Here is a 15032-nt window from a genome sequence, read left to right on the forward strand (position 1 = left end):
AAATACGTTGTTGCATCACACACTATCTCAATTTTTTTCGATACTGGCGTTAACGTTAAGTTACCTGATAAAGGGAACATACTTGGCGCTGTATCAAATTTATATTCAACATCCACTTCATTTTGGTTATCGATAGTACATGTTGGTGGCGTAATCGAGCCCGTAACTTTTAAATTAGCAACAGGTGCAGAGAATGCCGCATATGAAACAGAAATTAACGACAGTGCACATAATGTTTTCTTAAACATGATTAACCTTCTATAATAAAAAACAAAATAAAGAAAAATAGAATCCATTACCAATACTTATATTAGTAAATATATAAAAAAATATTTTAATTATTATTATCACTTATCTTAATAAGAGTTATAAAAATATTTTTACTGCCGATATTAATTACCTCTAATTATGATAACACATTCTATTTTTATGCATCTTTAAAACATCTCAACGAAATACTGTTTTTCAGATGTAAGTATTATAGATAACTTTTTTATAATTAACATTACACCTAACTCGAGTAAATTGCACACTCACCAAAGGAGTCATAGATGTAACAATTTATTTCACCATTAAAAACAATAGAATATAGTAATAGTCACTCATACCAATCAAGATTGATAAGAAAATAACTCCAAACAAATCACAATAAGAACTAAAGAAAAGAACAAAATATCTAATTTAATGTAGTTTAATACTTTATAATATAATCTTTCAATTTTAACTCGCAACGCGAGTAATTATTTACATAAATAAAACAACCAAGTTAAAAAAATACCACACCTCTTTGATTATTATGATTTTTTAAAATAAAAACATGATAAATATAGCCTTCAATGCAACGAGTAATATTGTTTCAATATCAAATTAATATCATCAAATTAATATAATCAATAAAAAGATAATCTTTTTTCTTTTTTTAATATTCAAATTAAGAATTTCAAATAATGATAAAATAGTCTTTTTTAGCTAGTCGTTTAAAAAAGTAATCATACCAAGATTGAAATTAATGAATATTAATTAGCCAAAAAGATAACAGTTTAGAGTGATATCGATATAGATCTACAACAAAATATCCGCATACTCTGTCACAATATTGCGTATTCGACGCTTACGATCTAACCGAATTACTCCTCTGTATCACTTAAAACCACTTTTTATGCATTAACTATATAGATTCCCCTTCATCATCCACCAAACGATAAAGGATCTATTGCGCTTCCTATCGAGCGATTAGCGACATTTTTCCTCACTGTTACTATCGCCTATCAAATCGGCTAATCAAGTTACTAACACCCTAATTAGCGACCATAAAAAAAGCCCTGATTAAATTCAGGGCTTTTGATTTGTTGCTAAATCGCTAAATTAAACTGTTGTTTGGAAGATAACACTATCTGCTTTTTCAGTATATTGCTCTAACTGATCAAAGTTCAGATAACGGTAAGTATCCTCAGCAGTTTCATCGACCTTATCCATAAACTGCAAATACTCAGCAGGCGTAGGGAGACGACCGAGCAAAGATGCGACAGCTGCAAGTTCAGCCGAAGCCAAGTATACATTTGCCCCTGTACCAAGACGGTTCGGGAAATTACGTGTTGAGGTTGAAACAACGGTTGCACCATCTGCAACACGTGCTTGGTTACCCATACACAAAGAGCATCCCGGCACTTCAATACGTGCACCGCTCTTACCAAACACACTGTAATAACCTTCTTCAGTCAATTGTGCTGCATCCATCTTAGTTGGTGGAGCAACCCATAGGCGTGTTGGTAGCTGCCCTTTATGCTGATCTAACAGCTTACCTGCCGCACGGAAGTGACCAATGTTTGTCATACAAGAACCGATAAAGACTTCATCGATTTTTTCATTTTGAACATCAGACAGCAAACGTGCATCATCAGGGTCGTTAGGAGCACATAAGATAGGCTCTTTGATCTCATTTAGGTCGATTTCGATCACTGCGGCATATTCTGCATCAGCGTCTGCTTCAAGAAGCTGCGGGTCAGCTAACCAGTTTTCCATTCCTTTGATACGACGCTCGATGGTACGGCGATCACCATACCCTTCTGAGATCATCCATTTCAGCAGAACAATGTTTGACTGGAGATATTCAATAATTGGTGCTTTATCCAGTTTAATCGTACAGCCTGCTGCTGAGCGCTCTGCGGAAGCATCTGCTAATTCAAATGCTTGCTCAACTTTTAGCTCAGGCAACCCTTCAATTTCAAGGATACGACCAGAGAAAATATTCTTCTTACCTTTTTTCTCAACAGTCAGTAAGCCTTCTTTGATTGCATATAAAGGGATAGCATGAACAAGATCACGAAGCGTGATGCCCGGTTGCATTTCTCCTTTAAAGCGCACTAAAACAGATTCAGGCATATCAAGCGGCATTACACCTGTTGCTGCTGCAAATGCCACCAAACCAGAACCTGCTGGGAAAGAGATACCGATTGGGAAACGGGTATGCGAGTCACCACCCGTACCGACAGTATCTGGCAATAACATACGGTTCAACCATGAGTGAATGATGCCATCGCCTGGGCGCAAGGAAACACCACCACGATTCATAATAAAATCAGGTAGTGTATGGTGCGTAGTCACATCAACGGGTTTTGGATATGCCGCAGTATGACAGAATGATTGCATAACTAAATCTGCGGAGAACCCTAGGCAAGCTAAGTCTTTTAGCTCATCGCGTGTCATTGGGCCTGTGGTATCTTGCGAGCCAACAGAAGTCATCTTAGGCTCACAGTATTCACCTGGGCGAATACCTGGGCGGCCACAAGCACGACCAACCATTTTTTGAGCCAAAGAGAAACCACGATTGCTTTGTGCAACAGATTTCGCATGACGGAATACGTTAGTTGGCTCTAAGCCAAGTGATTCGCGCGCTTTAGCCGTTAAACCACGGCCAATAATCAATGGAATACGACCGCCAGCACGGACTTCATCAATCAATACATCCGTTTTCAGTTCAAATGTTGCCAGTAACTCACCCGTTTCATGGTTACGCACTTCACCTTTATATGGGTAGATATCAATAACATCGCCCATATTCAGCTTAGATACGTCCACTTCAATAGGTAACGCGCCGGCATCTTCCATGGTATTGAAGAAAATAGGGGCGATTTTACCACCAAGTACAACACCACCACCACGTTTGTTAGGGACAAACGGAATATCATCCCCCATAAACCATAACACAGAGTTAGTTGCTGATTTACGAGAAGAGCCTGTGCCCACAACGTCGCCAACATAGGCCAACGGGAAACCTTTCTTATTCAAGGCTTCAATCTGTTTAATTGGCCCGACATTACCTGGTTCATCCGGCTCAATACCATCGCGAGCATTCTTCAGCATAGCTAGGGCATGAAGCGGAATATCAGGGCGAGACCATGCATCCGGAGCTGGAGACAGGTCATCTGTGTTAGTTTCACCTGTAACTTTAAATACAGTCACAGTCAGTTTTTCAGCCAGCTCAGGACGCTCGATGAACCATTCAGCATTTGCCCATGATTCAATAACTTGTTTCGCGTACTCATTCCCTGCTTTTGCTTTTTCTTCTACATCATAGAAGTTATCAAACATGAGCAAAGTATGGGAAAGTGCTTTAGCCGCGATTGGTGCTAGCTTAGCATCATCCAAAGCTTCAATTAGCGCATGAATATTGTACCCGCCCTGCATTGTACCGAGCAGTTCAATGGCTTTTTCTGGGCTGATAAGAGGAGAGGTAGTTTCACCTTTCGCGATAGCGGCTAAAAAGCCCGCTTTGACATACGCTGCTTCATCAACACCGGGGGGCACACGGTTGGTCAGCAGGTCTAATAGGAAATCTTCTTCACCTTTAGGTGGATTTTTCAGTAATTCTACTAATGCAGCAACTTGCGCAGCATCTAATGGCTTAGGGACAATCCCTTGAGCGGCACGCTCGGCTACGTGCTTACGGTAATCTTCTAGCACGACGTTCTCCTCGCTTCATTGTAATTTATATACCCGGCTGTCTGCACCATCTTGAAAAAATCATCATCCGGTGCCAGGTCAGAGGAACTTGCTCGCATAATCTCAATGGCAGTAAAATTATGCCCAGCTTCGGGCGTTCAGCATAGCAGAGTTTAAACGAAATGTTAATTCATTCACAAGAAAGCAACATCCCTCTGCTTACTTTAAGCCTTAACCATTAATTTCGGGTTATTTTTTAGCTTAAGATACTATAAAGAGTTATAAAAAGCAGATAAAACCTCACTTTTTATAATGCATTTACGCATTTAACGCACCCTTTTTGATGTGTTTTTACCTCTCATATCACAAATTATATTTTTATCGTAATTTTATTTACGTTACTAATTGATAAGGCAAATCATTACGATTGGCTTTAATTTTTTTAAAGGTTTTAATTGATTTTATTACCCTTTTAATCCAATTAAATTACCAAACGGATCTTCAAGCTGACACATTCGTTTGTTACCTTCTATTAACATCGGCCCTCGATACCGTTTTGCGCCTAATTTAGATAAATGCTCAACCGCTAAATCGAAAGATTCCACCTGCCAATATAATACTGTGCCTCGTTTACCTTCACAGACCTTTGCGTCAGCTTGGACAACCTCGATAGTGAAATTCCCTACGTGTAATACGGTAAAATCAAACTCTGGTAGATATTCGGCAACCGCCTGTGGAAAGGCTTGTTGATACCAAGCTAAGCCGATAGCAACGTCAGGAACATGGATTAAAATGGCAGTCGGTATTAGTTTCATTGAATTAGCTTATTTATGTGAGTACCCATAATCGATAATGATATGTCAGGTTCGTTCACAATTGAAGGTAAGTTACGGAACGTATAAACAATAATCCAATTTGCCATGACTTACGTATTTACGTGTTATCAAATGCACATCCCTTTATTAGATATAAATAAAAACAGAATAAAAAATGAGAATTTAATATTCCATTAGTCATCTAAACATTATTGTTGATAATTTTTTCCTTAAGAATATAAACCCAACTTAAATAAGAGGATAAATATATATGACTCTCTGCTTATATTTGAAAAAGTAAAAAGCCAATGTGTTTCCACATTGGCTTTATGCGCTTTGGTCATAAACAGCCAACTACAGAGGCCGTTTATTAAGGCGACTTAAGAAATTATTTTTTCTTTTTCGCTTTTGCGTTTGGTAAGTCAGTGATGCTACCTTCAAAGACTTCCGCTGCCATACCAATTGATTCATACAGCGTTGGGTGAGCGTGGATAGTCAATGCGATATCTTCTGCGTCACAACCCATTTCAATTGCAAGGCCAATTTCACCCAGAAGTTCACCACCATTAACACCGACAACAGCACCACCGATAATACGGTTAGATTGCTTGTCGAAAATCAGCTTAGTCATACCTTCTGCGCAGTCAGATGCAATCGCACGGCCTGATGCTGCCCATGGGAATGTTGCAACTTCATAGCTGATATTTTTCTCTTTCGCTTCTTTCTCAGTTAAACCAACCCAAGCCACTTCTGGCTCAGTGTAAGCGATTGATGGAATAACTTTTGGATCAAAGTAGTGTTTCAGGCCAGAGATAACTTCAGCCGCTACGTGACCTTCGTGAACACCTTTGTGCGCCAACATTGGCTGACCAACGATGTCACCAATTGCAAAAATGTGAGGTACATTAGTACGCATTTGCTTATCAACATGGATAAAGCCACGGTCATCAACCTCAACACCCGCTTTACCAGCATCAAGGTTTTTACCATTTGGAACACGACCAATCGCGACCAGAACTGCGTCATAACGTTGTGGTTCAGCAGGTGCTTTTTTACCTTCCATTGTGACATAAATACCATCTTCTTTTGCTTCAACGGCAGTCACTTTGGTTTCTAACAGTAAGTTAAATTTCTTGCTGATTTGTTTAGTGAAGACTTTTACCACATCTTTGTCAGCCGCAGGGATGACTTGGTCAAACATCTCAACAACATCAATCTGAGAACCCAGAGCATGATACACAGTACCCATTTCCAGACCGATGATACCACCACCCATAACAAGCAGACGCTCTGGAACTTCTTTTAGCTCTAACGCATCTGTCGAATCCCAAATACGTGGATCTTCATGAGGAATGAATGGTAACTGAATAGGACGTGAACCCGCAGCAATAATCGCATTATCAAAGTTGATAGTTGTGCTACCGTTTTCGCCTTCAACAACCAGTGTGTTAGCACCAGTAAATTTACCAAGACCGTTCACAACGTTTACTTTACGGCCTTTTGCCATACCAGCTAGACCACCAGTCAGCTGGTTAATCACTTTCTCTTTCCACAGGCGAACTTTAGAAATATCGGTTTTTGGCTCACCAAAAACAATACCATGTTCAGCCAACGCTTTAGCTTCTTCAATCACTTTAGCAACGTGCAATAGTGCTTTAGAAGGAATACAACCAACGTTCAAACAAACTCCACCCAGAGTTGAATAACGTTCTACTAAAACAGTATCTAAACCTAAGTCAGCGCAACGGAAAGCCGCAGAATACCCTGCAGGGCCTGCACCAAGTACCACTACTTGGGCTTTAATTTCAGTACTCATCATGACCTCTTTTTGTTTTGTCCAGCGGGGCAGCCGAAAAACGCATTATTCCACCGGAAAATACACACCGCGAGCAGTTTACAGAATTGTTAACATCCTGAAAAGGCTCATTACGTGACGTAACTCGCAACGTTTCGGATGAACAGTAAAAAATTCTGCCCCAGCCTAAATAAAACAGACCGGCTAATAAGCCGGCCTAATTTATTACATCACCAGTCGACGAATGTCGCTCATCAATTGACCTACTAGGGTGATGAAACGAGCACCATCAGCGCCGTCGATCACACGGTGGTCGAATGAAAGAGACATAGGCAACATCAGTCGAGGCACAAACTCACTACCATTCCAAACTGGTTTGATGGAAGAGCGAGATAGACCCATAATTGCAACTTCTGGTGCATTAACAATTGGTGCAAAACCAGTTGTTCCGATGCCACCAAGGCTAGAAATAGTGAAGCATCCACCTTGCATATCAGAAGCTGTTAATTTGCCTGCACGCGCTTTCTTAGAAACTTCCATCAGTTCGCGAGACAGTTCCATAATGCCTTTTTTGTTCACGTCTTTGATAACAGGAACAACTAGGCCATTTGGCGTATCAACCGCGATACCGATGTTGACATATTTCTTCATGAATAGGCGTTGGCCATCTTCAGAAATAGAGCTATTAAAACGAGGCATTTCTTCTAGCGCACGAGCAACAGCCTTCATCACAAACACCAGTGGCGTGATTTTAACACCGAGTTGTTTCTTCTCAGCTTCTTTGTTCTGCTGCTTACGGAAGTCTTCGACATCTGTAGTGTCGACTTCTTCCATCAACGTAACATGAGGGATCATCACCCAGTTACGGCTTAGGTTAGCACCAGAGATTTTTTGGATACGACCCAGTTCAACTTCTTCAACTTCACCGAACTTGCTGTAATCCACTTTTGGCCATGGCAACATGCCCGGTAAACCACCACCCGCAGCGGCTGGTGCTTCGGCACGCTTGATGGCGTCTTTAACGTAAGATTGTACGTCTTCGCGCAGAATACGACCTTTACGACCCGTTCCTTTTACTTTAGCAAGGTTAACACCAAACTCACGCGCTAAACGGCGGATGACTGGCGTTGCATGTACATAAGCGTCGTTTTCAACAAATTCATTTTTGCTATCAGCTGCTTTTGCTGGTGCCTGTGCGGCTGCCGGAGCGGAAGCGGCTGGCGCTGGTGACGCAGTTGGTGCCGATGCTGCTGGTGCTGCACCTGCAACTTCAAACGTCATGATCAGTGAACCTGTTTTCACTTTATCACCAGTGGCGATTTTGATCTCTTTCACGGTACCGGCAAAGGGTGCAGGAACTTCCATTGATGCTTTATCGCCTTCAACCGTAATGATTGATTGCTCAGCTGAAACAGTATCACCAACTTTCACCATAACCTCAGTGACTTCAACTTCATCACCACCGATGTCAGGTACATTAACATCTTTAATTGCCGAGGCTGCTGGCGCTGACGCAGGTGCCGATGCAGGTGCTGCTTCCGCTGCCGGTGCTGATCCTGCAACTTCAAAGACCATGATCAGTGAACCTGTTTTCACTTTATCACCAGTCGCAATCTTGATCTCTTTTACAGTACCAGCAAAGGGGGCAGGAACTTCCATGGAAGCTTTGTCACCTTCAACAGTGATCAGCGATTGCTCTTCTGCAACTGTATCACCTACTTTTACCATGATCTCAGTCACTTCGACTTCATCGCCGCCAATATCAGGAACAGACACTTCTTTCAGAGCTGCTGCTGTTGGGGCAGCGGCTGGTACCGCTGGTGCTTCTGCTGACGCAGCCGGAGCCGCGCCTTCTGCGGATTCAAAGACCATGATCAATTTGCCAGTGGTGACTTTATCACCTACTGCAATTTTAATTTCTTTAACCACACCTGCTTGTGGTGATGGGACTTCCATAGATGCTTTATCGCCTTCAACAGTGATCAGCGATTGCTCTGCTTCTACTTTATCACCAACTTTAACCATAACTTCGGTGACTTCAACTTCATCAGCACCGATATCAGGCACTTGGATTTCAATAGACATTGATTATTACCTCTTATGCCAGACGTGGGTTAACTTTTTCTGGGTTGATGTTGTATTTTTTAATCGCTTCTTCAACGACTTTAACATCAACTTCACCACGTTTAGCCAATTCACCTAACGCCGCAACGATTACATAAGATGTATCCACTTCAAAGTGGTGACGTAGGTTTTCACGGCTGTCAGAACGACCGAAACCATCAGTACCTAATACACGGTAATCGCTTGCTGGTACGTAAGTACGAATTTGTTCTGCAAACAGTTTCATATAGTCAGTTGATGCAACGGCTGGCGCATCATTCATTACCTGAGCAACATAAGGTACACGTGGTGCTTCAGAAGGATGCAGCATGTTCCAACGTTCACAATCTTGACCATCACGAGCCAATTCAGTGAATGAAGTAACGCTATACACATCAGAACCGATGCCATATTCCGCTGACAGAATGTTAGCTGCTTCGCGAACATGACGCATCATAGAACCAGAACCTAACAACTGAACTTTACCTTTGCTGCCTTCGATTGAATCCAGTTTATAAATACCTTTACGGATCCCCTCTTCAGCACCTTCAGGCATTGCAGGCATATGATAGTTTTCATTCAGAGTCGTGATGTAGTAGTACACGTTCTCTTGTTTTTCACCATACATACGCTCTAAACCATCCTGCATAATGACGGCAACTTCATAAGCATAAGCAGGGTCATAAGAGATACAGTTAGGGATAGTCAGTGATTGAATATGGCTATGACCATCTTCGTGTTGTAAGCCTTCACCATTTAAAGTTGTACGGCCTGAAGTACCACCAATCAAGAAACCACGAGCTTGCTGGTCACCCGCTGCCCACATTAGGTCGCCGATACGTTGGAAACCAAACATTGAGTAGTAAATGTAGAATGGGATCATCGGCAGGTTGTTTGTGCTGTATGATGTTGCAGCTGCTAACCATGATGAACCTGCACCTAGCTCGTTAATACCTTCTTGTAGGATCTGACCTTTAGAGTCTTCTTTATAGTAAGCCACTTGCTCACGATCCTGAGGCGTATACTGCTGACCTTTAGGGCTATAAATACCAATTTGACGGAACAAACCTTCCATACCGAAAGTACGAGCTTCGTCAGCAATGATTGGCACTAAACGGTCTTTGATAGAGTTGTTTTTCAACATCACGTTTAACGCACGAACAAATGCGATAGTGGTTGAAATTTCTTTTGATTGCTCTTCTAGCAATTGGCTGAAATCAGATAACGTAGGGATTTCTAATTTCTCATCAAAGTGCGTACGACGTGCTGGTAGATAACCACCTAGAGCTTGACGACGCTCATGCAGATATTTGTATTCTTCTGAATCTTTATCAAAAGTAATAAATGGCAGTTTTTCCAGTTGATCATCAGCCACAGGCACATTGAATTGATCACGGAAGTGACGAACACCGTCCATGTTCATTTTCTTCACTTGGTGAGCAATGTTCTTACCTTCAGCTGTTTCACCCATACCATAACCTTTGATGGTCTGAGCTAAAATAACAGTTGGCTTGCCTTTAGTTTCTGCTGCTTTTTTAAATGCGGCATACACTTTCTTCGGATCATGACCACCACGGTTCAGCGCCCAAATTTCGTCATCAGTCATGTCTTTAACTAATGCAGCAGTCTCTGGGTAACGATTGAAGAAGTGCTCACGAACGTACGCGCCATCACGTGATTTGAATGTTTGATAATCACCATCAAGGGTTTCGTTCATTAATTGAACCAGTTTGCCGCTAGTGTCTTTACGCAACAACTCGTCCCAACGATCGCCCCACATAACTTTGATGACTTGCCAGCCTGCACCATTAAAGATACCTTCCAGCTCGTTGACAATTTTACCGTTACCTGTAACAGGGCCATCTAGACGCTGTAAGTTACAGTTAATCACGAATACAAGGTTATCTAGCTTATCGCGTGTCGCGATAGTGATAGCACCTTTAGATTCTGGCTCATCCATCTCACCATCGCCTAAGAAAGCGTACACTCTTTGAGCTGAAGTGTCTTTCAGGCCACGGTTTTCAAGATATTTCAAGAATTTCGCTTGATAAATAGCATTTAGCGGGCCAAGACCCATTGAAACAGTTGGGAATTGCCAGAAATCAGGCATTAATTTAGGGTGTGGATAAGAAGACAGACCTTTACCACCAATTTCTTGGCGGAAGTTATTCATCTGCTCTTCAGTTAAACGACCTTCCAAGAATGCGCGTGCGTAGATCCCTGGGGAGATATGACCTTGGAAAAAGACCAAGTCACCGCCATCATTGTTGTTATGAGCGCGGAAGAAATGGTTAAAACAGACTTCATATAAAGTTGCAGAAGACTGGTATGATGCCATATGACCACCCAGCTCCAAGTCTTTTTTAGAAGCACGCAGTACAGTCATGACTGCGTTCCAACGAATTGCGGAGCGAATACGGCGCTCCAAATCCATGTTACCAGGGTATGCAGGCTCGTCTTCAACAGCAATAGTGTTGATATAATCAGAACTACCAGATGCACCAGCAGCAATGTTAACACCGCCTTTACGCGCTTCATTCAATACCTGTTCGATAATGAACTGAGCACGATCAACACCTTCTTCACGGATGACCGATTCAATCGCCTGTAGCCAGTCGCGAGTTTCAATCGGATCCACGTCATTTTTCAACATATCTGACATGGTGTATTCCTTATCTGTTATCTATTTTTTAATGTTTATGTGGAGCCTATCTTCGCGCTACTTTCTACAAAATAGCGAGAAGATAGGCCCTGCTGTTGTTGCCGCTAGAACTCTCACAGAGAGTAGTCACAGTAATGCAGACGCAGCAGTCAGTAATCTGCATTACTAATTTAAATCAGGATGTTGCTGCAACCTACGTAGAGAACGCTCCCGCCTTGTTTGTTCACGACTAATATCCAAAAGTAGCTCTTCAATAAAGGCTAAATGGCGATGGGAAGCCTCCCTTGCCTTCTCAGGCTCTCTTGCCATTATAGCGGAGAATATTTGAGCTCGATGTTCACTAACTGCTTTATACATTTCTTTGCGGGTATACAAAAACTCAAAGTTTTGACGAATATTCTGTTCCAACATTGGCACCATACAACGTAGCAAATGCAGTATCACCACATTATGCGCCGCTTCTGTGACAATCAGTTGATATTGCAAAACCGCATTTGATTCCGCATTAATATCGCCACTTTGTTGAGCTTTAATAATTAGCTCATAGCTTTGTCGAATTCGCTCCAAATCCTCATCCGTACCACGCAACGCCGCATAATAAGCAGCTATCCCTTCAAGGGCATGGCGTGTTTCAAGAAGATCAAATTGAGATTCGGGATTCCCCGTAAGAAGTTCAGTTAGTGGGTCGCTAAAACTTTGCCACATCTGTTTTTGAACAAAAGTTCCGCCACCTTGGCGGCGAGATAATAGACCTTTAGCTTCAAGAGTTTGGATAGCTTCACGCACTGATGGCCGAGAAACGTCGAACTGTTTTGCCAGCTCACGTTCAGGAGGCAGCTTTTCGCCGGGGCGCAATGTCCCTTCGAAAATAAGATGCTCGAGGCGCTGCTCAATAACATCTGATAATTTTGGTTGGCGAATTTTACCGTAAGCCATAACCTGCCATGATCGTTAGTGATTAATTATTGATTAGGTATTGCTCAGTGTTAATTGGTAATACCAATTTCTTTACGGATTAATAAAGTAACAAAGTATTCACTAACTGTCCATAAAGACCTTGAGCTAAATCATAAAATCCTGCAAATTTTAACAGATTTTTTTAAATTTTAGCATGTTTTGATAACTAATCCTCCGATTGCCAGCACGGTAATTTAACATTTAAAGCGAATTTCTATGCTATAAACACACTAACTGAATCGATATAGCCAAACCATTAGCGTTTTATTATTCAATAATAACGAATAATAACCATATTAACTCACAGTAACCGTTTCAAATGCAGATCCGCAAGGAGCAACCTTAACAATCTAGTTAAATATTCACGTCATTTGTTATTTTACGCAATGTAAGCGTTGTCTATATTCACCAAGATAGCAAGGCTACACGATATAAAAATCTGTAATCGGCTCATCTATCGATTAATGATGAGGTTACATCTTGATTAGACTCTAACTGCACTGCGTTTTATAGATAAAAATGTCTGGCTAATTAGTTGGAATGAATACACCTAGACTAGAATAGTTCAAAAAACAGCAAAGCGCCCTAGATGATACTACCTATACGAAAAAATAAGCCTGCCTCAACCTAGGAGGCCTACTAGCATGAGACGGCGATGCTCGCTTTCGCGGCCTATCGCTCCAATATTTATTTTCGTTAGCTAGTAATCAACAAGCTAATATCAAGGCCATACTCAAAACCCACCTTTCTGAGTAAAAAGCGTTGGCGTAGCACTCCCTCGTTTTAGCTTTATGCACAGCGTAATAAGGTGGATTTAGTTAAGATAACGGCTCTCAATTTTCATATTTGCTATTACTGCTGCCATACATGAATCAAGGCAAAATGCCCACTGTTGTGACTAAATAAACAGAAAATCTCTTCCCCCTTTCTTGTTATGAGAAAGGGGGAGTTATGATGGTTAATATTTATTCTGTTGTTGCTAAATGCGGCCATCATCGGGCACTAGGTTAGCGATGGGAGTCCTGGCTATATTGCTTATTTTTCTTCAATAAAACGCATTGAAAGATCCATCGCTCTAATATGTTTCGTCAATGCACCAACAGAAATGAAATCAACCCCAGTTTCCGCAAATTCTCTGATAGTATCTAATGTAACATCACCAGACACCTCGAGAGCGGCTTTACCCGCAGTCAGTACAACAGCCTCTTTCATCATCGTGACAGTGAAATTATCAAGCATAATAATGTCTGCATTCGCCTTTAATGCTTGAAGTAATTCAGTTAAATCTTCAACTTCAACCTCAATAGGAACTTCCGGATGAGCTTGCCTCGCTAACGCCACTGCTTGAGCAACAGAGCCTGCCGAAATGATATGGTTTTCTTTAATTAAATAAGCATCTGATAAACCAAGACGATGATTAAAACCCCCACCCATTAGTACCGCATATTTAAGAGCACTTCTTAAGCCGGGGATCGTTTTACGTGTATCTAATAATTTGGTTCTTGTGCCTTCAATTTTCGCCACATACTGAGCAGTTACAGTAGAAACAGAAGACAATGTCTGGATAAAGTTCAATGCCGTTCTTTCTCCAGTGAGTAATACTTGTGAAGGCCCTGACATTTCACAAAGCAGCTGATTTGGCGCAACCTTATCTCCATCATTCACATGCCATACAATGCTAACTTGCCCACCAAGCTGGCTAAAAACTTCTTCTAACCATTTTTGTCCACAAAAAACACCTTCTTCTCGTGTAATAATACGCGCTTTAGCTTGTGAAGTAGGTTGTAAAAGCTGCCCCGTAATATCTTGCTTAAAATCAACTGTTTGCCCAAGATCTTCTTTTAACGCGTGGCTTACTATAAATGGAATATCGCTATTTAACCTTTCAAGCAATAATTCACGTCTTTGTTCTTCGCTATAACGCCTCGTCGCCATCAATCCACTCCAATAAATTTATTGTGCCCATTGCCATCTATACCCATCATGTATCAAGCCTTATGGCGCACGTTATTCATCTTGCTATCGCCCAATCATCTAAGCTATTACAGTACATACAACTCAATGTGCTTGGGTATGAAAATAGAACCACCGCTACAAACATACATCTCGAATAATTTTGTGTATATGCTAATCTTCTCAACTCAAGATAACGAATATAAGCGAGTAATAAAACGGGAATACTATGCTACCAGAGATAAAAATACATAATGGCTGGCTACAAAATGTGACTCATATCCCTTCACCACACCATGATGAGCGCCCTGAGAACATTATCCCTTCCCTGTTAGTTATCCATAATATTAGCTTACCCCCTGGCCAATTTGGTGGGCCTTATATCAACCAGCTTTTTACTGGAACACTCGACCCAATAGAGCATGCCTTTTTTGATGAAATCAAACACCTTCGTGTTTCAGCCCACTGTTTAATTCGCCGTGATGGCGAGATTATTCAATATGTTCCTTTTCATTTAAGAGCTTGGCACGCTGGGCAATCCCTTTATAAGGGTAGAGAAAAATGTAATGATTTTTCAATTGGGATCGAGCTTGAAGGCACGGATTTTGAGCCTTTCACGCCTTTACAATACAATTCGCTAGTAAAACTGACACATGCTCTTATTGAGCTATACCCTGAATTACAAGATAACATCACCGGTCACAGCGACATTGCCCCCGGCCGTAAAACAGATCCCGGCCCTTATTTTGATTGGCAACAATTCAAGGCCCTGTTAAAACATAAAAGATAATATAATTTATAGTGC

General features: G+C 41.4%; 8 protein-coding genes and 1 pseudogene. 1 reads left to right on the forward strand and 8 read right to left on the reverse strand.

The window, feature by feature from the left end; translation table 11 throughout:
• The 8 genes and pseudogenes from PR709_RS03280 to nadC form a co-directional block, all read right to left on the reverse strand.
• Window positions 1-248: pseudogene (locus tag PR709_RS03280) on the reverse strand (fimbrial protein); the annotation flags it as partial.
• Window positions 249-1365: 1117 nt separating this feature from the next.
• Window positions 1366-3963, reverse strand: coding sequence for a bifunctional aconitate hydratase 2/2-methylisocitrate dehydratase (acnB, locus tag PR709_RS03285; protein WP_004921820.1), 2598 nt, complete (start codon window positions 3961-3963; stop codon window positions 1366-1368).
• Between the two features lie 443 nt (window positions 3964-4406).
• On the reverse strand, window positions 4407-4757 hold the full coding sequence (locus PR709_RS03290) for a VOC family protein (protein WP_004921822.1): 351 nt from the start codon (window positions 4755-4757) through the stop codon (window positions 4407-4409).
• 388 nt (window positions 4758-5145) lie between these two features.
• Window positions 5146-6573, reverse strand: a complete 1428-nt coding sequence (gene lpdA, locus PR709_RS03295) for a dihydrolipoyl dehydrogenase (protein WP_014656403.1) — start codon at window positions 6571-6573, stop codon at window positions 5146-5148.
• 204 nt (window positions 6574-6777) lie between these two features.
• Entirely contained in the window at window positions 6778-8637 is a 1860-nt protein-coding gene (aceF, locus tag PR709_RS03300; protein WP_004921828.1) for a pyruvate dehydrogenase complex dihydrolipoyllysine-residue acetyltransferase, read from the reverse strand.
• A 13-nt stretch (window positions 8638-8650) separates the two neighbouring features.
• Window positions 8651-11317: a pyruvate dehydrogenase (acetyl-transferring), homodimeric type gene (gene aceE / locus PR709_RS03305; RefSeq protein ID WP_004921831.1), complete on the reverse strand. Its 2667-nt coding sequence runs from the start codon at window positions 11315-11317 to the stop codon at window positions 8651-8653.
• 165 nt (window positions 11318-11482) lie between these two features.
• On the reverse strand, window positions 11483-12253 hold the full coding sequence (gene pdhR / locus PR709_RS03310) for a pyruvate dehydrogenase complex transcriptional repressor PdhR (RefSeq protein WP_004921841.1): 771 nt from the start codon (window positions 12251-12253) through the stop codon (window positions 11483-11485).
• 1056 nt (window positions 12254-13309) lie between these two features.
• Entirely contained in the window at window positions 13310-14209 is a 900-nt protein-coding gene (gene nadC, locus PR709_RS03315; RefSeq protein WP_004921849.1) for a carboxylating nicotinate-nucleotide diphosphorylase, read from the reverse strand.
• A 259-nt stretch (window positions 14210-14468) separates the two neighbouring features.
• Between nadC and ampD the strand changes: the two genes are divergently transcribed.
• Window positions 14469-15017 carry a 1,6-anhydro-N-acetylmuramyl-L-alanine amidase AmpD gene (ampD, locus tag PR709_RS03320; protein WP_042116854.1) on the forward strand — a complete coding sequence of 183 codons (549 nt, stop codon included), beginning with the start codon at window positions 14469-14471 and terminating at the stop codon, window positions 15015-15017.
• Window positions 15018-15032: the final 15 nt, after the last annotated feature.

Source organism: Providencia sp. PROV267 (assembly GCF_028477825.1).
Classification (GTDB): Bacteria; Pseudomonadota; Gammaproteobacteria; order Enterobacterales; family Enterobacteriaceae; genus Providencia; species Providencia stuartii.

Coding starts and splice junctions, on each gene's coding strand:
- PR709_RS03290 (WP_004921822.1), bottom strand. CDS start 4,757: ATGAAACTAATACCGACTGCCATTTTAATCCATGTTCCTGACGTTGCT.
- lpdA (WP_014656403.1), bottom strand. CDS start 6,573: ATGAGTACTGAAATTAAAGCCCAAGTAGTGGTACTTGGTGCAGGCCCT.
- aceF (WP_004921828.1), bottom strand. CDS start 8,637: ATGTCTATTGAAATCCAAGTGCCTGATATCGGTGCTGATGAAGTTGAA.
- aceE (WP_004921831.1), bottom strand. CDS start 11,317: ATGTCAGATATGTTGAAAAATGACGTGGATCCGATTGAAACTCGCGAC.
- pdhR (WP_004921841.1), bottom strand. CDS start 12,253: ATGGCTTACGGTAAAATTCGCCAACCAAAATTATCAGATGTTATTGAG.
- nadC (WP_004921849.1), bottom strand. CDS start 14,209: ATGGCGACGAGGCGTTATAGCGAAGAACAAAGACGTGAATTATTGCTT.